The following is a 20,911-nucleotide window of genomic DNA, read 5'->3' on the forward strand; positions in this document are numbered from 1 at the left end:
CGGGAAGACGGCAGAGACGGGCGCGGCGCCGCTAGCGCGCGGCGTTGGCCGCCTCCAGCAGCTCCACGCTCCGGGTGGCAGAGGTGGCGCACTCGGTGCGAACCCGGGCGGCCACCTCGGCGCAGCGGGCGCGCAGGGCAGCGTCGTCCACCATCTCCCGCAGCTCCTCGGCAAGGGCCTCGGCGTGGTAGAAGCGCGGCAGCAACTCGCGGGCCACGCCCAGGCGGACGGCGGACTCGGAATTGTCGAACTGGTCGTAGCCCACCGGGCGGATCAGCTGCGGCACGCCCGCGCGCAACGCCTGCGCCATCGTGCCGATCCCGCCGTGGTGCACAAACACCGCCGCCCGGCTCATCAGCACCGAGTAGGGGGCGTAGCGCACCGTGATCACGTTCTCGGGCAGGTTGGCCGGCACCAGCTCCGGGTACTGGCACATCAGGATGCCGCGCAGGCCCGTGCGCCGGCACGCCTCCACCGACTCCGCGAAGAACGGGCGCGCCTTCATGTTGGGTGTGCCGGCCGTAAACACCACTGGCGCAGGCCCGGCCGCCAGGAACTCCTCCACCTCGGCGGGCAGGGACTTGCCGCCCTGCTCGTCGTTCAGCACGAAGCTGGTCTGCACCAACTGGGCCGGCCAATCCGGGGCGTGGGAGAACCACTCGGGGAACAAACCCAACATCATGTGAGCCTGGTTGTGCCAAGCCATCACCCCTCCACGAATCGGGGCCAGCCCGTAGGAGGAGCGAATCTGGTTCAACGGGTGAGTGAAGTGGCGCTTGAAGAACATGCGGTCCGCGCCCCGCCAGATCAGTCGGTTGACCCGCCGGGAACGGATCAGCTTGCGGCCCAGGTCCAGCTGCGTGGCGTAGCGCGGCGGCTGCGCAAAGGAACCGATGGAGGCCGCCGCCAGGTGCAGCGTCACGTCCAGCGTGTCCGTGATCTCCGCCAGCACCCGGTGGGCCGGCATGAACAGGCCCCCCAGGGCAAGGGTGTCACCGGGCACCACGTCCGCCCGCATCGCCTCCACGAACGGGCCCACGCCTTCCACCTGGCGCTCCAGGGCCACCTTCAAGGACTGCAGCGGATTGGTCTTTTGCACCTCGCGCACAACCGAGTCGTAGACCTCGTCGGAAGAAAGCGGCACGTAGCGGGCGCCAGTGGACTGCGCCCACTCCTGGAACTTCGGAAAGCCGTAGACCACCACCTCGTGGCCGCGCGCCACCGCCTCCTTCGCGATCGCCAGATAAGGCAGCATGTCGCCGTAACTACCCATGGGGCTAAGCAAGAGTCGCATAGATATAGCCTCTCCTTCCGGGTCAATTGTGGCCCACCGTTCCGGCGGGGACATCCGCCACAAGGCCTAGCTGTGGGTGGGCGCCCAGGCGTCGGCGAGGGGACATGTATTCTGTAGCCTGCCCCGCAAGGGCAGCGGCCTAAACGCCGCATGAACGGGCTGTGGCGCAGGTGGTAGCGCGTCCGCTTTGGGAGCGGAAGGCCGCGAGTTCGAGTCTCGCCAGCCCGACCAGCCGAGTAGGTGGGCGGTGAACCCGCCACCGGCCCAGGTGGGCGGTGAACCCGCCACCGGCCCAGGTGGGCGGTGACAACCACGGTGGCCCCGGCGGTGTTGCCGGCCAACTCCCCGCCTACGGCGAAAACCACAGTTCTAGCGGTACAGGCGCATGCCTCCAGCCCCTAGACTGGTCAAGTTGACCTGGGCGCATTGCCCGTAAAGTCCCCAGTCATTGGAGAACCAGAAGTGAAGTCCGAAATCGAGAAGCTCTCTTCCACGCGCGTCAAGCTGACGGTGACCGTTCCGGAGGCCGAGCTGGCCCCGCACCTGAAGGCCGCCTACGCGGAGATCAGCTCCCAGATCTCGGTGCCCGGCTTCCGCAAGGGCAAGGTGCCCACCCGCATCGTGGACCAGCGCGTGGGCCGCGGCTACGTGATCCAGGAGGCCGTCAACGCCGCCCTGCCGGAGGCCTACGACGCCGCCGTGGTGGAGAACGAGCTCTTCCCGATGTCCCGCCCCGAGGTTGAGGTCACCTCCGTCCCCGGCGTCGAGGACAGCACCGACCTGGTGTTCACCGCCGAGCTGGACGTGCGCCCCGAGATCGAGCTGCCCGAGCTGGGCGACATCGAGGTCACCGTCGACGCCGTCAAGGTGGACGACGAGGCCGTGGAGAACGAGCTCACCGAGCTGCGCAAGCGCTTCGGCTCCCTCAAGCCCGTCAAGCGCAAGGCCAAGAAGGGCGACTTCGTTGAGATCGACCTGAAGGCCGTGATCGACGGCGAGACCATCGACGAGGTTGCCGGCACCTCCTACGAGATCGGCTCCGGCGCCCTGCTGGAGGGCCTGGACAAGGCCGTCACCGGCATCAAGGCCGAGGAGTCCGTCACCTTCACCACCAAGCTGGCCGGTGGCGAGCACGCTGGTGAGGAGGCAGAGGTCACCGTCACCGCCCAGAGCGTCAAGCAGCGCGACCTGCCGGAGGCGGACGACGACTTCGCCCAGCTGGCCTCCGAGTTCGACACCATCGCCGAGCTGCGCGAGAACCTGGCCGAGGTCGCCAAGGAGCGCGCCGCCTCCCTGCAGGCCATCTCCGCCCGCGACAAGCTGATCGAGACCCTGGTGGAGCGCGTCGAGTTCGACCTGCCGGCCGCCCCGGTCGAGGAGGAGCTGGCCCGCGTGCTGGAGCGCGAGGGCAAGGCCGACGACAAGAAGCGCGCCAAGGAGGCCCGCAAGGACATCGAGTCCGCCCTGCGTGTGCAGATCCTGCTGGACGTGCTGGCTGAGAAGCGCGACGTCCAGGTGGAGCAGGGCGAGCTGATCGAGTTCCTGCTGCAGACCGCCCAGACCTACCGCGTCGACCCGCGCGAGTTCATCTCCGGTGCCGACCGCGCCGGCCAGATCCCGGCCTTCGCCTCCGAGGTGCGCCGCAACAAGGCCATCGCCCTGTCCCTGCGCGACGTCAAGGTGAAGGACTCCGAGGGTGGCGACGTTGACCTGACCAAGTTCGTTGGCTCCGACGAGGCCGACGCCCAGGCCCAGGTCGAGGCCCTGGCCGCCCAGGCCGCCGCCATGGTGGAGAACGGCGAGGACGGCGGCGTTGACGCCGAGATCGAGCGCCTGGCCGCCCAGGCCGCTGCGGACATCGAGGCCGGCGACGTCGAGGACGCCGAGGCCGAGCAGGCCTGAGCCTGAGTCCTGTAGGCAAGGGGCGGGGTCGACCGGATGGTCGGCCCCGCCCCTGCTTCGTGCCCGACTAGGCGGGGAAACGCGGCGGGGCAAGGCATGCTGGGCGCCGCCGCTGGACGGGGCGTGGGGCGCGCTGCGGCGGGCGCTCTAGGGGAGGCGGGGCGGCAACGTCGTCCAAACGGGGCCCAAGGCGCGGGCCATGCGCCTACCGCGAAACCGGGCCGGTGGAAGGGGCCGTTGCCCGGCGGAGGCGATAACCTCAGTGAAGCGAAAGGGGTTTGAATATGAATATGCCCGTGGCAGAAGCCCGGACCGGGGGCTTGGCCCTGAACGACCACATCTACAACCGCCTGCTCAAGGAGCGCATCATCTGGCTCGGCTCCGAGGTGCGCGACGAGAACGCCAACGCCATCTGCGCCCAGATGCTGCTGCTGGCGGCGGAGGACCCCACGCGGGACATCTACCTGTACATCAACTCCCCGGGCGGCTCCATCACCGCCGGCATGGCCATCTACGACACCATGCAGTACGTCACTCCGGACGTGGCCACCGTCGCCACCGGCATGGCGGCCTCCATGGGCCAGTTCCTGCTCTCCTCCGGCGCCCCCGGCAAGCGCTTTGCCACCCCGCACGCCCGCGTCATGATGCACCAGCCCTCCGGTGGCATCGGCGGCACGGCCACCGACATCCGCATCAACGCCCAGCTGATCCTCCACATGAAGCGCGTCCTGGCCGAGCTCACCGCCGCCCAGACCGGCAAGACCGTGGAGCAGATCAACTCCGACGCCGACCGCGACCGCTGGTTCACCGCCCAGGAGGCGCTGGAGTACGGCTTCATCGACCACGTGGTTTCCTCCTCTGCCGCCGTGCAGAGCGCGGGCCAGCAGCACTGATCCAGGAAGGAAACTGTTATGACCACTCCGTTCATGGGTCTGGCCGGCGCGCAGGCCGCCGGGATTGCTCTGCCCCCGCGTTCCCGCTACGTGGTGCCGCAGTTCGAGGAGCGCACCGCCTACGGGCACAAGCGCCAGGACCCCTACGCCAAGCTGTTCGAGGACCGCATCATCTTCCTGGGCGTCCAGGTGGACGACACCAGCGCCGACGACGTCATGGCCCAGCTGCTCGTGCTGGAGTCCATGGACCCCGACGGCCTGATCACCATGTACATCAACTCCCCGGGCGGTTCCTTCACGGCGCTGACCGCGATCTACGACACGATGCAGTACATCAAGCCGCAGATCCAGACCGTGTGCCTGGGCCAGGCCGCCTCCGCTGCCGCGGTGTTGCTGGCCGCCGGTTCGCCCGGTAAGCGCCTGGCTCTGCCCAACGCGCGCGTGATGATCCACCAGCCCTCCATGGAGGGCGGCGGCTACGCGCAGGCCTCCGACATCGAGATCCAGGCCAACGAGGTGCTGCGCATGCGCGAGTGGCTGGAGGAGACCATCGCCGCCCACACCGGGCAGGACGTGGAGCGCGTGCGCCAGGACATCGAGCGCGACAAGATCCTCACCGCCGAGCAGGCGCGCGAGTACGGCCTGGTGGACCAGGTGCTGACCTCCCGCAAGTCCCCGACGCGGGTGAACTGACGCGATCGCGCGCGGGGCCGGGCTGAGGCCCGGCGGCGCGAGCGAATAGCGTGAGTGGTGTGGGCCGGGTTCTGCGGGAGTCCGGCCCACGCCCGTGTTTGGGGCGCGGATAGACGACGCTCCGCCGGCCGCCGGGCGCAAGCCGGCGGGCGTGAGTTGCGGCGAGTTCCCGGTGGACGACGCTCCGCCGGCCGCTCCGCGCACGCCGGCGGGCCGCGCTGCGGCGAGTTCCCGGGCGCAATCGGCCCCAAGGGGATAGGCTGGCGCAAGTTGTGTCATGCCAGTTCAGGAGGGACCACGATGGCGCGCACCCCAGAGGGCGTGGATCTGCTCAAGTGCTCGTTTTGTGGCAAGAGTCAGAAGCAGGTCGTGAAGCTGATTGCTGGCCCCTCTGTTTACATCTGCGACGAGTGCATCGAGCTGTGCAACGAGATCATGGAAGAGGAGCGCGCCGCCAAGGCCGGGCCGGAGGAGATCGACCTGCCCAAGCCGCGCGAGATCTTTGAGATCCTGCAGGCGCACGTGATCGGGCAGGAGTCTGCCAAGCGGGCGCTGGCGATCGCGGTCTACAACCACTACAAGCGCGTCAAGGTGCGCGAGACGATGGGCGTGGGCGGCTCCGAGGTGGAGATCGCCAAGTCCAACATCCTGCTGCTGGGCCCCACCGGCACGGGCAAGACCCACCTGGCGCGCTCGCTGGCGCGGCTGCTGGACGTGCCCTTCGTGATCGTGGACGCCACCGCGCTGACCGAGGCCGGCTACGTGGGCGAGGACGTGGAGAACATCCTGGTCAAGCTGATCCAGGCGGCCGACGGGGACGTGGAGCGCGCCCAGCGCGGCATCATCTACGTGGACGAGATCGACAAGATCTCCCGCAAGAGCGAAAACCCCTCCATCACGCGCGACGTCTCCGGTGAGGGCGTGCAGCAGGCGCTGCTGAAGATCATCGAGGGCACGGTGGCCTCCGTACCGCCCACGGGTGGGCGCAAGCACCCCCACCAGGAGTTCATGCAGATCGACACCAGCGACATCCTGTTCATCGCGGCCGGCGCGTTCGCGGGACTGGACGAGATCGTCAAGCACCGCCTGGGTCACCGCTCCACCGGATTCGGCTCCGACCTGAAAAGCAAGGAAGAGATGGGCGACCTCTTTGCGCAGGTCACCCCGGAGGACCTGCACAAGTTCGGCCTGATCCCCGAGTTCATCGGGCGCCTGCCGGTGCTGGCCACCGTGGCGGAGCTGGACACCAACGACCTGGTGCGCGTGCTGACCGAGCCGAAGAACGCCCTGGTGGAGCAGTACAAGTACATGTTCTCCATCGACGGGGTGGAGCTGACGTTCGACGATGACGCCATCCGCGCGATCGCGGAGAGAGCGCAGGAGCTGGGCACGGGCGCGCGCGGCCTGGCGTCCATCATGGAAAAGACCCTGGCGGGCGCGATGTTCGATGTGCCAAGCTTCCCTGACGTGACCAAGGTGGTCATCACCCGCGAGGTCGTTGAGGGCGGCGCGCAGCCGCTGCTGGTGCGCGAGGGCGAGGCCCGCCGCGCCTGATCGGGCGGTAAGTCGCGGGCGGTAGGCGCCGGCGGCGTGTGCGCGGCGTGGGTGCCGGGTGTGGGCCGTGCGGCGCCGACGCCGTGGTGTAGGCCGTTCGGTGCGGGCCGCGCGGTGTTTGAAGCAGAGGGGGAGAAGTGGCTGGTTTGGTTGAACCACAGGGCGAGCACGCCGAGCAGGGCGGTGCCGGCGCTATCCCCGCCGAGCTGGCGGAGGCCAGGCGCGCGATCGACAACATCGACGCCGCGCTGATCCACATCCTGGCCGAGCGCTTCCGCTACACGCAGCGCGTAGGTTACATCAAGGCGACGGCGGGCCTGCCGCCGTCGGACCCGGCGCGGGAGGCCGTGCAGGTGGAGCGGCTGCGCAGGCTGGCCACGGAGGCGGGGCTGGACCCGGTGTTCGCGGCAAAGTTCCTGGCCTTCGTGGTTGCCGAGGTGATCCACCACCACGAGCGCATCCGCGAGGAGCACGCCGCGGGCGGCGAGGCCGGGGACGACGTTGCCGCGCCTACGGGCAGCGCAGAAACCGACGGGACTGAGCGGTAGTGGAATTCCTGGGTGTCTCTGGCACGGAGTTTGCGTTCCTGGCGCTGGTGGCGCTGGTGATCTTCGGGCCCACGGGGATGCCGAAGGTGGCCAGGGGGGTCCTGCGCGGTTGGGGCAAGGTAGCGGCGTTGCGAGCTCAGATGGCCACGGCGGCTGCGAGCCTGCAGCAACAGGCGGTTGGTGACCCGCTGGTGGCCCAGTTGCGGGCCGAGGCCGCCCAAGCCCGGGCGGAGCTAGAACGTGTGACTGCGCTTGGCGCCGGCGCAGCCGGCGGGGGAGCGGCAAGCACCGGTGGGGCAGCCACGGCGAGCGGCGGGGCCGGCAGGGCCGGGGCTTACGCGCGGGAGATCGAAACGCTGGTGGCGCCGGTGCAGGAGGTCGCGCGCAGCGTGGCCGCCGACCTGGGCAAGCTCCCCGACTAGCGGTTCGCGCGGACTCTGCGGGCGCGGCAAAGGAGCCTCGGTACCCGCGCTATGCGCTAGCTGGGAGTCTTGCGCTGCGCGCCCCGCCTGGTGCGCTGACGCCAGCGTCGAATCGGACGCCACTCGCGCAGCGCGCACACCCCCACGGCCGCGTAGTACAGGGCGATGAGGGCGGCTCCCTGCAGGATCATCGACCAGAGATCCGGCAGCGGGTTAGTTATTGCCGCGAAGGTGTATGCGGCCAGGACTGCCCACCGCCACGCCCCCACCAGGCGCCGTACCGTGACCAGTCCGAGCGCGTGCGCGCTCACCACCGCGACGGGGAACAGGAAGGAAATGCCGATCACCAAGGTGAGGATGGAGACGAAGCGCAGGTAGCTGTCGGCGTCCAGCAGGGCGCGGGCGCCCTCGGGCACCTGGGTGAGCAGGATCCCCACTGCGCGCGGGAGGAACCAGAGGGCGGCCCCAACGCCAGTCAGGAACAGTGCAGCAGAAGGCACCACGATCGCCGCCGCCACCTTCTTCTCCCGCTTGCGCAACGCGGGGGCCAGGAACAGCCAGCCTTGGGCCAGCCACCACGGGCTAGAGATGATCAGGCCAGCCCACATGGAGAAGCTCAACCGCACAGTGAAAGGCGCCAGCACGGTGCGGAAGTTGAGCCCGGCCTCCGGCAGCGCGTCGGTAACGAAGGAGAAGAGCCAACGGGTGGCCGGGGGGAAAAGGAACCAACCGCCCACGGCTCCCGCCAGCAGCCCGAGCGCCGCCAGCAGTAGGCGCTTGCGCAGTTCTAGCAGGTGGGCGGTCAGGCTGAGTAGCTGCGCGTCGTCGCCCCCGGCGGCCCGGTTGGGGGCAGCAGGGGGCGCGGCAGCTCGGGCGGCGGTGCTAGTAGCCACGGCGGGCGGCGATGCGTCCGGGGACGGTGGCGGCTACTGGGGCAGCGTCGTCCCGCCGCTGGGGGCGGAGAGCGGCGGGGTCGTGGGGGCCACCGCGGGAGGGGAGGCAGGGGCGGCGGGCTCTGTCAGGCCGGCAGGCGACGAACCGGGGCCCGGCTCGCCGGAAACGGCGGGCGCACCGGGGGAGGCCTGAGCGGCCATCGGCGCGGCGAGCGCACTAGGCGGCGCAGGCGTTGCGGTGGCCGGCGTACCGGCGCCGTTGGCGGGGTCGTCCTTGGTGAGCTCGCGCACCTCTTCCTTCAGGATTCGCGCGGATTTGCCCAGGTTGCGGGCCACCTCCGGCAGGCGGGGCGCGCCGAAGACGATCAGGACGATGACGATCAGGAGAATTACGTGTGAGGGTCGCAACTTAGCTCCGTTATCGAATGTTGGAGGTAGACGCACCTTGGCTTGGCAGGTTAGCCTAACCAGGCCCTTAAACCATAAGGACGGTGTTTCTAAAATGGAGTAGCGGTGCTATTTTACGCGAACTTCCTGATCGCACTGCGTGAAGGAGTGGAGGCCGCCCTCATCGTTGGCGTGGTTATCGCCTACCTAGTGAAGGTCGATCGACGCGAGCTGATCGGCAAGGTCTGGCTGGGTGTGGCCATCGCCGCCGCCATCCCGCTCGCCATGGGCGCCTACATGACCTGGGGCCCCTACACGCTGTCCTTCACCGCGCAGGAGGTGATCGGCGGGACGCTCTCGCTGGTCGCCGTCGCGATGGTGACCTGGATGATCCTGTGGATGGGCAAGAACTCCCGCAAGTTCGCCGCAGAGTTGCAGACCAAGACGGCCGCGGCCCTGGAGTCCGGTTCCCGTTGGGGAGTGGTCTGGATCGCGCTGATCGCGGTGGCCCGCGAGGGTATCGAGACCGCGGTGTTCGTGTGGGCCACGGTGAAGTCCAGCACGGAGACCTCCGTGGCCTCCCCGGCCCTGGGCGTGGTTGCCGGCCTGGCGGTGTCAGCGGTGATCGGCTGGCTGGTCTACACGGGCGCGGCGCGGATCAACCTGAAGGTTTTCTTCCGCGTCACCGGCCTGCTGCTGATCTTCGTGGCCGCCGGCATCGTCTCTTACGGCCTGGGCGACCTGCAGGAAGCCAACGTCATCTCCGGCTGGGGAGTGCCGGCCTACGACTTCTCCGCCTACGTCAACGGCTCCGTGTTCTCCTGGCTGGATTCGCGCTCCTGGTGGTGGGTGCTGTTAGAGGCCATGTTCAACCTGAACGCCGCCCCCACCCACCTGCAGGTGATTGGTTACCTGAGCTACCTGGCGATCGTGCTGCCCATCTTCCTGGTGGGCTCCGGCATGGTCACCCGCCGCGCAGTAAAGGACCCCTCCAAGTCCGACGCTGCCCTGCCCGCCGCCCCCACGGCCGGCCCCGCTGCCCCCGGCGCCACCTCCAAGACTTCCGCCGACGCCACCTCCAACGGCGCGGCCGAAGACGGCGCCCCTTCCGGCAACGCCACCGGCGCTGCCAACCAGACCCTGTCCGCCCCTCTTACCCCCGCCACGACCCCCGCCGAGCCGGCCGGCAGCCACGCCTCCAACGCTGCGCCCGCCGCCGATTCGGCCTGACCTCACTACGACACGCAAGTGTCAAAGCGGCCGGCGGCAACGTCGGCCATCCAACTCCAACTCAATAAGGAGAAAAATGCGCAACCTCACTCGCATTGGCGCGCTCAGCGCCGTCGCCGCACTGGCCCTGTCCGGGTGCGTCGCCAACGACCCCGCCGGCGGCTCCGGCAACGCCGCCTCCGGCTCCAACACCCTCACCGTTGAGATCACGGACGACGCCTGCAACGTCTCCGCCAACACCGCCCCCTCCGGTGTGACCAGCTTCAAGCTCACCAACAACGGCACCGTCCGCAACGAGTTCGAGATCCTGGCCTCCGACAAGCTGCGCATCGTGGGCGAGCGCGAGAACGTGGGCCCCGGCACCACCGTGGACTACACCATCACCCTGGAGCCGGGCACCTACTACACGGCCTGCAAGACCAACATGATCGGCAACCTGGTGGACGTGCGCGAGTTCACCGTCACCGACTCCGGCAAGACCATCGAGCTGGCCGCCGACGAGAAGGCCGCCGTGGAGGAGGCCGTCACCAACTACACCGCCTACGTGCGCGACCAGGCCGGCCAGCTGCTGACCGCCACCCAGGCGTTCGCCGACACCTACAAGGCCGGCGACTTCGACGCCGCCCGCGCCTCCTACGCGCCCACTCGCATGTACTACGAGCGCATCGAGCCGACCGCCGAGGCCTTCGGCGACATCGACCCGGCGCTGGACCTGCGCGAGGTGGACTGGCAGGCCATGGGCTCCGAGGGCGGCACCTGGCAGGGCTGGCACCCCATCGAGAAGGACCTGTGGCGCCCGGCCGGCTACGCGGGCCTGAACGAAGCCGAGCGCGCGGCCATGGCCGACCAGCTGGTGGCCGACACCCAGAAGCTCTACGACCTGGTCTACTCCGAGGACTTCTCCGTCAGCCTGGACGAGATCTCCAACGGCGCCATCACCCTGCTGGAAGAGGTCGCCACCACCAAGATCACCGGTGAGGAAGAGGCCTTCAGCCACACCGACCTGTGGGACTTCCAGGCCAACGTCGAGGGCGCCAAGGTGGCCTACGGCAACGTGCAGGCCCTGGCCAAGAAGAAGGACGCCGACCTGGCCAAGGACATCGAGGACCAGTTCGCCGCCCTGGAGGCCGAGCTGGCCAAGTACAAGGAAGGCGACGGTTACGTCTTCTACGACAAGGTGGACGAGGCCGCCCGCAAGGAGCTCTCTGACGCCGTCAACGCCCTGCGCCTGCCGCTGGCCAAGCTGACCGAGACGCTGCTGGGCTGAAGGGCGTAGCCGTGAACCAGGAGCTCAACTCCGAGCACGGCGCCGGGGCCACCCACGCGGGTGGCCCCGGCGCGGGGTGTCCGTTCCACGCGACGGGCAAACAGGGCGATGCGGCCGGCGCGAGCGCTGGCCACGAAGGCGGCGGGGCCGGCGGGAACGTCGGCCACGGCGGCAATCCTCACCTCGGTGGGCGCGACGCTGCGGCTGGCGGCGGTGAGGCCGGTAACGCCGGCGGGCTCACGCGGCGCCAATTCCTGGGCCTGGCCGGGTGGGGAGCGCTCACCCTTGGCCTGGCCGGGGGCGGATTCGCGCTGGGGCGCGGCGCAGGCACCGGCGGTGCGGCCGCCAGCGGGGGCGCGGCCGGGGACATCGGCCAGCTGCGCTACCCCTTCAGGGGCGTGCACCAGCAAGGCGTGCTCACCCCCGCGCAGCAACAGATGCACACGGCCGCGTTCGACCTGACCACGAAGGACCGCAAAAAGGTCATCCAGCTGCTGCAGGACTGGACCTTGGCCGCCGAACGCATGACGAACGGCGACCTGGTGGGGGACTACACCACCTCCCTGCACGGGCCGCCGGCTGACACCGGCGAGACCACCGACCTGGGCCCGGCCGGGCTCACCATCACATTCGGGGTGGGCGCCACACTGTTCGAGAAGGACGGGGTGGACCGGTACGGGCTGGCCGCAAAGATGCCCAAGGCGCTGCGCGACGGCATCCCGCCGATGGCAGCGGAGAAGATCGACCCGAAGCTGGGCGGCGGTGACCTGGTGATCCAGGCGTGCAGCGAGGACCCGATGGTCAACCTGCACGCGCTGCACAACCTCACCCGCATCGCCTTCGGGCGGGCCACCATGAGGTGGACGCAGCTGGGGTACGGCAGGACCTCGTCCACCTCCACGGCGCAAGCCACCCCGCGCAACCTGTTCGGCTTCAAGGACGGCACCGCCAACATCAAGGCCGAGGAAGCCAAGAGCGAGCTGGACTCCCACCTGTGGATCCAGCCCGGCGACGACCAGGGCGACTGGGCGGCCGGCGGCACCTACCTGTGCGCCCGCAAGATCAAGATGATGATGGAGGTGTGGGACGAGCTCTCGCTAGGCGAGCAGGAGCGGATCGTGGGTCGAGACAAGATCTACGGCGCGCCCCTGAGCGGCGGGGGAGAGTTCGACACGCCCGACTTCAAGGCCGAGGGGACCGAGCGGACCACCTCACCGGCCGGGCTGGCGATCGACCCGAACTCCCACGTGGCCCAGATGCACCCGGACAACAACGCCGGGGCGCGCATGCTGCGGCGCGGATACAACTACCTGGAAGGCGTGGACTACCTGGGTCGCCTGGACGCGGGCCTGTTCTTCATCGCATTCGTGCGCAACCCCGCCGAGAGCTTCATCCCGGTGCTCGCGCGCATGAAGGACGACCTGCTCACCGAGTACATCCAGCACCTGTCCTCTGCCGTCTACCTGGTCCTGCCCGGGCTGCGGGACGGCGAGGACTACCTGGGGCAAAAGCTCTTCGCTTAAGGCGGGGCATGGCCGGGGCCCGGCTGTGGCGGGGGCTGCGTTCGAAGGAACGCAGCCCCCGTTCGAGTTTTCGGGGGTGTGGGGCGCGGGAGGGGTGCGGGGTGCGGGTGTGCGGGTGGAGGGGTGTGGGGTGGTCGGAGGAGGCGCGTGCGGGTTGCGTCCTGGGGCGTGCTCAGGACGGGGTGTGGCGCGGGTGTGGCGCGGGTGTGGGCGTTCGGAGTGAGGTGGCGTTGGGCGGGAGGATTCGTAGGAGTGGGGCTGCAATGCTGCGTCGAATCGCCAGAATTCGCAGGCTGCCTCACCTATCGTTTAATTGGCGCGTTGCTTGCAAGGCGCAGATAGTTTGCCGCCCATTTCCTCCAGTGGGAGACATACCATGCTCAAGCGCCTCAGGCTGTCCTTTTCTAGCTTCTCAGGCTGGCTAATCTGGCTCATGCTACTCATTTCGACGGCGATGGTGGGAGCGTCGGGCGTGCTATGGCTGACCGTGGGGCGGCGCGGGGATGTGTCCTCCCCGTGGTGGGAGACCTGGAACTGGTTCAACGTGGGAGGCGAGTACAACCTCTCGAGCTGGTGGGCGGCCTCGCAGTGGATCATTTTGGCGGTCGCGGCAGTGTTCGTGGCATTCCTGTCCCGCCGATTTCGGTTCATGTGGCTACTGATAGCGGCGGTAGCGCTGTACGGCTCCGCGGACGAGGCCACGGAAATCCACGAAGAATTCTGGTCCTACGGCGACGCGATCACGCCGTATCTGGCATACGACTTTTTCTCCTACCGGTGGGCCGTATTCGGGACCGTAGTGGTGATAGCCGTGCCGGTGCTGCTGGCGCCGCTGCTATACAGGCTCCCGCTGGACGTGCTGAAGCGTCTGGTGATCGCGGGACTGATCTTTGTGGGCGGCGCGGTAGGAGTCGAGACGCTCTCCGGGCACCTAGACCCGATCCTGGGGCCAATGACCTCCAAGATGCTCGCCATCATCCATATCGAGGAATACCTGGAGCTGCTCGGCGTGATCGCGGGCGTGTGGGCGGTGCTCTCGATGTGCGAGTGGAAGCGGACGGAGACGGGGCTCCAGGAGAGGTGCCGGGAGTATCGGGGTGAGGTGGGGGCGGGGTAAATGCGGGTAGAGGGTGTCAGATTGTTTGTGTAAGTGGTCGATCTTCGAAAGGTTGATTGACTATGACTGTGACCGAGACTGACGAGCGGGGTCAGGGCCCTGGTAAGACCACTGGTAGTGGGATCCCTGATGGGCTGGTTGACCAGCTCATGGCAGCGGCTGGTGAGCGTGGTACTGAACTGACCAGGCCGGGCGGGTTCCTGCCCGAGTTGATCAAGGCAGTACTAGAGCGTGGCATGCAGGCCGAGCTTAGTGAGCACCTGGGCTATGACAAACACGACCCCATCGGGCGCGGTAGCGGCAACTCGCGTAATGGGACTTCGAAGAAGACCGTAAAGAACCGAGATCGGCCCCATCACGCTGGACAAGCCACGGGATCGGGCAGGCAGTTTCGTCTCCCGCCTGGTGCCTACCGGACAGCGCCGCCCGGGCGGGCTGGATGACATGATCATCTCCCTGTACGCCGGGGGCATGTCCATCCGCGAGCATCTATCACCACCTGGGGCCGCCACCATCGGCAGCGAGCTATCTCATGAGTCCATCAGTAACATCAGGCAGGCCGTGATGGAGGAAGTCGTTGCCTGGCAGCGCCGCCCGCTAGAACGCTTCTACCCAGTGGTCTTCCTTGACGCCATCACGGTGAAAATCCGGAAGCAAAACCGGGTGCAAAACCGCGCCGCTCACATCGCGGTAGGCGTGGACTTAGAAGGCGTAAAACACGTGCTGGGGATCTGGATCCAAGCCCACGAAGGAGCCAAATTCTGGGCTGGAGTCTGCGCGGAACTGGCCAACCGGGGCGGGCAAGACGTCCTGATCGTGGCCTGTGACGGTCTAACCGGGTTTCCCGAAGCGATCGAAGCGACCTGGCCCGGGGCCCTGGTACAAACCTGCGTGGTCCACTTGATCCGCTCTTCCATGCGTTTTGTCTCCTACAGCGACCGTAAGAAGGTCGCTGCCAGCCTGCGGGAGATCTACACGGCCGTGGACGAAGAAGACGCCGCCGGCGCCTTGGAAGACTTCGCTGCCAGCCCGATGGGGAAGAAATATCCCGCTGCGGTACGCACCTGGCAAAGTGCCTGGGAACGCTTCATTCCCTCACCAGCCTTTGGGCCAGCCACCCGGCGGGTTATCTACACCACCAACGCGATCGAATCGTTGAACTACCAGCTACGCAAAATCATCAAGAACCCAGGCCATTTCCCCAAGTCGCCAGGCCGCGTTGAAGCTCTTGTGGCTAGCCATACGCAACATCGAGGACAAACGCGCCCGCCAACGCGCCAAGCACGCCGCCAGTCCCAAGGGCACCCCACGCCCCCAAGGCATCTCCAAACTCATCGAAGGAGCCACCACCCACGGCTGGCAACAAGCACTAGGCGAACTCGCCCTCCACTACCCAGAACGCTTCCCCAACAACTAACCCACCAACCCACGGGTCTGGTGCAAGTTTTGGTGTCAGTTTGTGTAGATTGTTTCGTATTCGATTGGGGTGAGTTTGCCTAGGCGGGCTTGGCGGCGTCGGCGGTGGTAGGTGGATTCGATCCAGTGGCGGATGGCGGTGGCTAGTTCCTGACGGGTTTCCCACTTGCGGGTATTGAGCACGTTCTTCTGTAAAAGCGCGAAGAAGGACTCCATGGCAGCGTTGTCCGCACACGTGCCGGCCTGTCCCATGGACTGGACCAGCCCGTAGGCGCGGGCAGCTTGCCGGTAGGCCGTGGAAGTGAACTGCGCACCACGATCTGAATGGATTACACACCCGGCTGGTGGGTGGCGGTCTGCTACCGCCTGGGCCAAAGCGTTAACCGCGAGAGAAGCGCTCATGGACGTAGCACTGCTAAGAGCCACGATCCGGTTAGACCACACGTCCTTGATCGCACACACATACAACTTGCCCTGAGTGGTGGGATGTTCGGTGATGTCAGTAAGCCAGAGACGGTTAGGCCCATCGGCATGAAAGACCCGCCCAACCAGATCAACCCCAACGCTTCTAGCGCTCTTGGTGGTCTTGGTCTTGCCTTTGGGTGCAGTAATAGACCTAATGCCCAACTCGTGACAGATCGACCACACCGTGCGGCTAGCCACCTTGACTCCCTGGCGGGCTAGTTCATCGGTGATCAGCCGGTAGCCAAAAGCAGGATCAGCACTATGGATGGCCCTCACCCGTTCCTTTAAGTAGCTACGGCGTTGTTCTAGCCGGCTTTGCCTACACCCGCGCCACCGGTAGAAAGGCTGGCGGGCGATACCAAGCACCCGGCAGATCCGACTAACTGCTATGCCCAAACCAGCTAGTTCTTCTACCAGGGGGTAGATCATTTTGGGTTCACATCACGGGCCAGGTAAGCCGCCGCCCTTCTAAGGATGAAGCACTCTTCTTCCTTCAACCGCAACTGGCGCTCTAACTGCGCGATACGAGCCTTGTCCTCACCCGCACCCGGCTGGAGCACGCCCTTAGAAACCTGCTCGCGTCTGATCCAAGCATCCAGAGTCGAACCCCCAATCCCAAAATCAGCTGCTACCTGCGCCAACGTCATCCCAGCAGGACGATTCAACGCAAAACGCACCACATCCCGACGGAACTCCGGCGCATACTTCCTGGGCATCACAGCCCCCTCCCGCGAGACCAACAGCCCCGCAACCAGTGACACCAACCATTACACCATTCCCCTTCTAGACACCCAAGGCTTTAGCCCCCAATTCCATCAATGATTGGGAAGAGCCACTTTGAAAAGACCTGCAGCGGTGCCGACGCCGATCAAAAAGGGGACGCTTCTTGATCGGCGTCAGCTGGACGAGCATGCCGACTGGAACACCGCGAAACGCAGACCTCCAGCGCCACATTGGAGTCAGCGAATCAGCGCGGCTGTTCGCCATCAGCAGAAACTGTCGCAAGTCAAATAAGCCGACGGTGGGTACGTCGAGTGTAAACTCACAAACCGTAATCTGTGTCTCGGTAGTTAGGGTCAATATGTGTGATGCGTTGCTGAAATCCCGCCTGGGTGCCTTCGCCAAAAAGTACGGGTATGACCATCTGGAAAACTCGGTTCTGTTTGAGAAGTTCGCTATAGAGTTATTTCTTCAAAAGTGGGTGGCGGGCAATTCGGAGGCCATAGACAGTGCGCATATTGAAGAGCGTGACGACGATGGTGTTGACGGTTTTGCAATCTTCATTAACGGACAGATATTTGATTCGGCGGGAGACATTGAGTCGCTTCTACATGAAGGTGATAGAAATGACGTTCATGTCGTCTTCTTGCAGGCAAAGGCCTCGCCCTCGTTTAGCGGGAATTCTATGGCCCGTTTTTTGAACACGGTGCATGCCTTTACCTTGTGTGCGGGTGGAGACGCTGCGGAGCTGAAGCCGGCGCTCAAAGGCCGGCTGTCGTTACTTGAGGCGGTAGTAAAAAATATTATTCGATTTAGGGTGACGCGCATCCCTGTCTCCTTGTTCTATGTCACGACCTCGCGAGATGAATCTGCAAAAGCTCGCGAAGATTCACAGGTTAAGAATGCTCTTGATAGAATCAGAGCGCTAAACGTTTATGAGGACGTTGATATTATCTGTCTAGGTAGCGATCAGATTGATGCAGCGCTCACTGATTTGAAGGGAGTGAAGAAAGTCGATATCACGTTGCAGCACAAGCTTGCAATACAGGGGGTTCGTGATGGTCTTAATGGCTACTTGGCCTTGGTTGCACTGTCCGATGTCCTTAAGCTGGTTGCAGACGAAAGAATGAGTATTAGAGCGGGTATTTTCGATGATAATGTCCGCCTTTATCAAGGTAGAGATTCTGCCGTGAATAAGGCTATAGCTACAACGTTGTCGTCCGATGATCGCACTCTTTTCCCCTTCCTCAACAATGGCTTAACAATTCTCTGTCAGGAACTAGAAACAAATTACAACACGGCCATTCTCTCGCGCTATCAAATTGTTAACGGCGGGCAGACTTCAGTTGAAATTTATAATTATTATCATTCTGAAAGAGGCAAGGGGGTTTCGCATGAGAGGATTGTTGAAACTCTATCCCAGGCACTTGTTTCAGTTAAGTTGATTGACACTGTGGATCGAGAGTTGTCTCAGAGGATCACGGTAGCCACTAACTCTCAGAATCAGATCAGTGCCAAGGAGATGGCGGCAATTCAGGAGCATGCAAAGAAGATTGAGGAGTACTTCGACGCTTCGGGGCTAGCAGGTTTACGATATCTTCGTCAAAGTGGTCGGATCGACTCATCGGTCCCGAAGAATCGACAATTTAGCACCGAGGGGCTTGTTCGTGCGTTCTGCTCCGCGGTGCAAGGGAGATCGTCAGATGCGATTAGGCGCCCGAAGGATCTGATGGAAGATAAGTCAGTTTGGAGCTCGAAGTATGATCCGAAGCTCTACTACTTTGCTGCGTATCTAGCGTATCGTGTTGGCGTTGTTCTTGCGCAGGAGCGTCAGGAGCATGGCTATGGTAAGGCGTTGTACCACATTGTGCGTATTGTGACAGAGGTGTTTTATCCTGAGGTTGTGCAAATTAGTGACTACGTTCATGGAAAGCTGTCGTTGAAACGTCACGAGACTAGAGATTTGCTCGGTAAGATCCCGTCACACGAGACGCTTTGTGATGAGAATGTTGTTAAGGTCATGGATTGCAATGTGCGAGAGGTTGTGACATACATTCAGAACGATTCGTTTATTTCGGGTCTGGGGCGTTCAGTTGTAAAGGATGATGTGCGTTCGCTGGAGTCATTCAGAAGTCTTCGTGATGGCTTCGTCGCGTGGAGAAATCGCTAAGATTGCTTTAGGCCAGGTTGCGCTGATGATAGTTTTGGCGTCAGCTTCGTGATGCTTCGTCATTTGCGGCGAGAAGATCGGGCGTCTCCAACCTGATCGTCGTGGGTACTCCGGCTGGAGCAGGCGTTCTGGAAGGGATGTGATGGTTTGGTTTTTGAGTTCAGGACATCTGCGGACATCAGGACTAGCTGTACCCTGTCTCTTGCCTCCAGCTTCAGAAGCAAATGACCGATGTGCGCCTTCAGGGTGCCCCTGGAGATGAACAGCTCCCGCTCAATCTCCGCGTTGGTGAAGCCGCGCCCGATCAGCGCCAGCACCTCCCGCTCCCTGGGCGTGATTCGCTCTAACCAAGCCGGGGTGGCGGGGGAGCCGCCCCCGCCACCCGCCCCGGCCCGCAGAACCTTCCGGGTCCCGGGGCGGTCGCTTTCCGGTGCGCCCGAACCCGGGGCCCGGGGAGCCTCGGCCAACTGGGACGCAAGAGCCCGCTGCACCACCGAGGCCAGCACGCTGGGGGAGAGGATCTGTTCCCCGCGCGCCAAGCACCGCACCGCCCGCGCCAGCTCCTCCGGTTGCGCGTCCTTCAGGAGGAAACCCGCCGCCCCGGCCCGCAGTGCACCGTATATATAGTCGTCCAGCTCGAACATCGTCAGCGCGCACACCCGCACCCCCGCCAGCTCCGGCTCACCGGCGATCCGTCGCGTCGCCTCCAGGCCGTCCATCACCGGCATACGGATGTCCAGCAACGCCACATCCGGCACGAACTCCCGGCACAACTCCACTGCCTCCCGGCCGTCCGCAGCCAGCCCCACCACCTCGATACCGTCCTGCGCCGCCAGCAGGTGCGCCAGGCTCTCTCGCACCAGCCGCTGATCGTCCGCGATCAGGACCCTAACCGCGCGTGCCTCCATCCGGGATCACCGCCTCCACCATGAACCCGCGCCCGCGCGGCCCGCACTTCAACTCGCCACCTGCCGCCGTCACCAGCTGAGCCAGCAGGCCCAAGCCGTGCCCACTCCCGGCCCCGCGAACGCCGTCGGCCATGCGCACGTCTGAGTAAGTGAGACGCAAAAACCTCGAGGATAGTTGACTCAACTGGCCCGTCGTCGGATTCGTAGACTCTTGCCGCTTCTGTGCCTCCGGTCTTGACATCGGCATCTTCAACCCAATCCTTTTCTGGCTTGCGCTCAACGAACTTCCCTCGCTTGGTGCGTAGATAGCCGCAGAGTATGTTCACTACGCGCTGCTTGTAGTCGCCCAGGTAAGTGTCTGCAACGTCGGCCAGTGCATAAACTCCGCTGGCCCACTTGTCGAAGGTGCAGTGGTCGAAGCTGGCCAAGCCGTTGAAGGTGCTGCCCTTGAAGCTGACCCAGTCGTTGAAGGTGCTGTGGTCGAAGCTGGCCAAGCCGTTGAAGGTGCTGTCGTAGAAGCTGACCCAGTCGTTGAAGGTTTGCACGGCAGCAAGCAGGCGCTCCTCTGCTTCCTTTCTGTCGGCCCGCGCTTCGTCGCGCTCCGCTGCAGCACGTTCGCGGTACTTCACGACGAGGTAAACAACTCCTCCGATTCCACCAACTGAAGTCTGACTTGAAGTACTGGCTGTCGATGTAGCATCGCGCCGTTGTAGATCGCAACGTGCACTCGCTCCATGAAGGTGTGGCCTCTGCCGTGGAGGCCTTAGTATCGGCAGCGTCCTGTCTGAGTAAGTGAGACGCAAAAACCTCGAGGATAGTTGACTCAACTGGCCCGTCGTCGGATTCGTAGACTCTTGCCGCTTCTGTGCCTCCGGTCTTGACATCGGCATCTTCAACCCAATCCTTTTCTGGCTTGCGCTCAACGAACTTCCCTCGCTTGGTGCGTAGATAGCCGCAGACCCTCGGCCGGGCCCGTGGTCACGCCCGCGTACAGCTCCTCGATGTCCGCCGTAAAGCGTATTCATTGCCGCCAGCGAAAAGCGCCTAAACTCCAGGCGCCTATAGAAACAGAACCGTCCAGAATGGGATTAAGACAAGCCCCCGCAACATCAAGAGCAGCAACCAGTTCCCGAAGCTCGGGAGGATACTCTTCAAATGTCGCGGCGTTTCTTTTGAACTCTGTAGTCCAAAGCGGCCCTCGTGAGACCATCTGTTTGGGAAGGCAAATCCCCCGCCTGCTGGACTCGTGCTTGAGCATTTGTGACAGGCGAGCGCCATCCAACGGCAGCATGGTAACGATTCGAACGATGTCCGCAAGATCTCGGTAGCGTGTCGAAGGCAGCTTGGCGGCACCGTGACACTCGTACATTGCGCACACCTTGTCAGCCAGATGGTTCTCGATGGGAACGGTTGGAACTAGTGGCAGATCTGAGATTAGCTCGTGTTCAATGATTGGGGAGATTCGCACGCGGTCCACGGGGCCATATATATGGCGTTGTTCGGTGATAT

The 20,911-nt window shown here is 64.7% G+C and carries 18 protein-coding genes, 1 tRNA gene and 1 pseudogene; 13 read left to right on the plus strand and 7 right to left on the minus strand.

Annotation, left to right across the window (positions count from 1 at the left end):
• Positions 1 to 31: 31 nt before the first annotated feature.
• Positions 32 to 1,294 carry a glycosyltransferase gene (locus AC4PWQ_RS05695; protein ID WP_371163701.1) on the minus strand — a complete coding sequence of 421 codons (1,263 nt, stop codon included), beginning with the start codon at positions 1,292 to 1,294 and terminating at the stop codon, positions 32 to 34.
• 155 nt (positions 1,295 to 1,449) lie between these two features.
• On the opposite strand from AC4PWQ_RS05695, the gene AC4PWQ_RS05700 reads away from it, so the two are divergent.
• The 7 genes from AC4PWQ_RS05700 (at position 1,450) to AC4PWQ_RS05730 (ending at position 7,306) form a co-directional block, all read left to right on the plus strand.
• Positions 1,450 to 1,525: transfer RNA gene (locus tag AC4PWQ_RS05700), tRNA-Pro, on the plus strand.
• Between the two features lie 231 nt (positions 1,526 to 1,756).
• The gene (gene tig / locus AC4PWQ_RS05705) at positions 1,757 to 3,196 is read left to right on the plus strand and encodes a trigger factor (RefSeq protein WP_371163700.1); all 1,440 of its coding nucleotides are present in this window, start codon (positions 1,757 to 1,759) and stop codon (positions 3,194 to 3,196) included.
• A gap of 284 nt (positions 3,197 to 3,480) precedes the next feature.
• Positions 3,481 to 4,089, plus strand: coding sequence for an ATP-dependent Clp protease proteolytic subunit (locus tag AC4PWQ_RS05710; RefSeq protein WP_492090039.1), 609 nt, complete (start codon positions 3,481 to 3,483; stop codon positions 4,087 to 4,089).
• An 18-nt stretch (positions 4,090 to 4,107) separates the two neighbouring features.
• A complete protein-coding gene (locus tag AC4PWQ_RS05715; protein ID WP_371152463.1) occupies positions 4,108 to 4,782 on the plus strand; it encodes an ATP-dependent Clp protease proteolytic subunit in 675 nt (224 codons plus the stop codon).
• Positions 4,783 to 5,082: 300 nt separating this feature from the next.
• Entirely contained in the window at positions 5,083 to 6,336 is a 1,254-nt protein-coding gene (gene clpX, locus AC4PWQ_RS05720; RefSeq protein ID WP_371152462.1) for an ATP-dependent Clp protease ATP-binding subunit ClpX, read from the plus strand.
• 137 nt (positions 6,337 to 6,473) lie between these two features.
• The gene (locus tag AC4PWQ_RS05725) at positions 6,474 to 6,884 is read left to right on the plus strand and encodes a chorismate mutase (protein ID WP_371173950.1); all 411 of its coding nucleotides are present in this window, start codon (positions 6,474 to 6,476) and stop codon (positions 6,882 to 6,884) included.
• Positions 6,884 to 7,306, plus strand: a complete 423-nt coding sequence (locus AC4PWQ_RS05730; RefSeq protein WP_371176707.1) for a twin-arginine translocase TatA/TatE family subunit — start codon at positions 6,884 to 6,886, stop codon at positions 7,304 to 7,306. The genes AC4PWQ_RS05725 and AC4PWQ_RS05730 overlap by 1 nt, the downstream gene beginning before the upstream one ends.
• Before the next feature lie 56 nt (positions 7,307 to 7,362).
• Here the strand turns inward: AC4PWQ_RS05730 and tatC are convergent, their stop codons facing one another.
• Together tatC and AC4PWQ_RS05740 are read right to left on the minus strand one after the other, a co-directional pair.
• Positions 7,363 to 8,199 (minus strand): twin-arginine translocase subunit TatC, encoded by an 837-nt coding sequence (gene tatC, locus AC4PWQ_RS05735; protein ID WP_492090040.1) that lies wholly within the window; start codon positions 8,197 to 8,199, stop codon positions 7,363 to 7,365.
• A gap of 33 nt (positions 8,200 to 8,232) precedes the next feature.
• Complete coding sequence (locus AC4PWQ_RS05740) at positions 8,233 to 8,607, minus strand: twin-arginine translocase TatA/TatE family subunit (RefSeq protein WP_492090041.1); 375 nt, start codon at positions 8,605 to 8,607, stop codon at positions 8,233 to 8,235.
• 105 nt (positions 8,608 to 8,712) lie between these two features.
• On the opposite strand from AC4PWQ_RS05740, the gene efeU reads away from it, so the two are divergent.
• From efeU to AC4PWQ_RS05765, 5 genes and pseudogenes are all read left to right on the plus strand, one after another.
• The gene (gene efeU / locus AC4PWQ_RS05745; protein WP_492090042.1) at positions 8,713 to 9,816 is read left to right on the plus strand and encodes an iron uptake transporter permease EfeU; all 1,104 of its coding nucleotides are present in this window, start codon (positions 8,713 to 8,715) and stop codon (positions 9,814 to 9,816) included.
• Positions 9,817 to 9,892: 76 nt separating this feature from the next.
• The gene (gene efeO, locus AC4PWQ_RS05750; RefSeq protein ID WP_492090043.1) at positions 9,893 to 11,083 is read left to right on the plus strand and encodes an iron uptake system protein EfeO; all 1,191 of its coding nucleotides are present in this window, start codon (positions 9,893 to 9,895) and stop codon (positions 11,081 to 11,083) included.
• A gap of 11 nt (positions 11,084 to 11,094) precedes the next feature.
• Entirely contained in the window at positions 11,095 to 12,606 is a 1,512-nt protein-coding gene (gene efeB, locus AC4PWQ_RS05755; protein ID WP_371163694.1) for an iron uptake transporter deferrochelatase/peroxidase subunit, read from the plus strand.
• A 376-nt stretch (positions 12,607 to 12,982) separates the two neighbouring features.
• Positions 12,983 to 13,723: a DUF8692 domain-containing protein gene (locus AC4PWQ_RS05760; protein ID WP_492090044.1), complete on the plus strand. Its 741-nt coding sequence runs from the start codon at positions 12,983 to 12,985 to the stop codon at positions 13,721 to 13,723.
• Positions 13,724 to 13,872: 149 nt separating this feature from the next.
• Positions 13,873 to 15,140: pseudogene (locus AC4PWQ_RS05765) on the plus strand (IS256 family transposase).
• 35 nt (positions 15,141 to 15,175) lie between these two features.
• Here AC4PWQ_RS05765 and AC4PWQ_RS05770 read toward each other — a convergent pair.
• A protein-coding gene (locus AC4PWQ_RS05770) for an IS3 family transposase (RefSeq protein ID WP_492090045.1) occupies positions 15,176 to 16,320 on the minus strand; the annotation gives its coding sequence in 2 pieces (ribosomal slippage) (positions 15,176 to 16,035 and positions 16,035 to 16,320; 1,146 coding nt in all).
• Positions 16,321 to 16,685: 365 nt separating this feature from the next.
• On the opposite strand from AC4PWQ_RS05770, the gene AC4PWQ_RS05775 reads away from it, so the two are divergent.
• Entirely contained in the window at positions 16,686 to 18,494 is a 1,809-nt protein-coding gene (locus tag AC4PWQ_RS05775) for an AIPR family protein (RefSeq protein ID WP_371176714.1), read from the plus strand.
• Positions 18,495 to 18,553: 59 nt separating this feature from the next.
• Here AC4PWQ_RS05775 and AC4PWQ_RS05780 read toward each other — a convergent pair whose 3' ends face one another.
• From AC4PWQ_RS05780 to AC4PWQ_RS05790, 3 genes are all read right to left on the minus strand, one after another.
• Positions 18,554 to 19,402, minus strand: coding sequence for a response regulator (locus tag AC4PWQ_RS05780; RefSeq protein ID WP_492090046.1), 849 nt, complete (start codon positions 19,400 to 19,402; stop codon positions 18,554 to 18,556).
• Positions 19,375 to 20,031 (minus strand): pentapeptide repeat-containing protein, encoded by a 657-nt coding sequence (locus AC4PWQ_RS05785; RefSeq protein ID WP_492090047.1) that lies wholly within the window; start codon positions 20,029 to 20,031, stop codon positions 19,375 to 19,377. The genes AC4PWQ_RS05780 and AC4PWQ_RS05785 overlap by 28 nt, the downstream gene beginning before the upstream one ends.
• A 392-nt stretch (positions 20,032 to 20,423) precedes the next feature.
• Positions 20,424 to 20,909: a nucleotidyl transferase AbiEii/AbiGii toxin family protein gene (locus tag AC4PWQ_RS05790; RefSeq protein ID WP_492090064.1), complete on the minus strand. Its 486-nt coding sequence runs from the start codon at positions 20,907 to 20,909 to the stop codon at positions 20,424 to 20,426.
• Between the last annotated feature and the right edge of the window lie 2 nt (positions 20,910 to 20,911).

This window comes from Buchananella sp. 103232, assembly GCF_058725725.1.

Coding starts and splice junctions, on each gene's coding strand:
- AC4PWQ_RS05710 (WP_492090039.1), top strand. CDS start 3,481: ATGAATATGCCCGTGGCAGAAGCCCGGACCGGGGGCTTGGCCCTGAAC.
- AC4PWQ_RS05780 (WP_492090046.1), bottom strand. CDS start 19,402: ATGGAGGCACGCGCGGTTAGGGTCCTGATCGCGGACGATCAGCGGCTG.
- efeO (WP_492090043.1), top strand. CDS start 9,893: ATGCGCAACCTCACTCGCATTGGCGCGCTCAGCGCCGTCGCCGCACTG.
- AC4PWQ_RS05715 (WP_371152463.1), top strand. CDS start 4,108: ATGACCACTCCGTTCATGGGTCTGGCCGGCGCGCAGGCCGCCGGGATT.
- AC4PWQ_RS05775 (WP_371176714.1), top strand. CDS start 16,686: ATGTGTGATGCGTTGCTGAAATCCCGCCTGGGTGCCTTCGCCAAAAAG.
- clpX (WP_371152462.1), top strand. CDS start 5,083: ATGGCGCGCACCCCAGAGGGCGTGGATCTGCTCAAGTGCTCGTTTTGT.
- AC4PWQ_RS05695 (WP_371163701.1), bottom strand. CDS start 1,294: ATGCGACTCTTGCTTAGCCCCATGGGTAGTTACGGCGACATGCTGCCT.
- AC4PWQ_RS05760 (WP_492090044.1), top strand. CDS start 12,983: ATGCTCAAGCGCCTCAGGCTGTCCTTTTCTAGCTTCTCAGGCTGGCTA.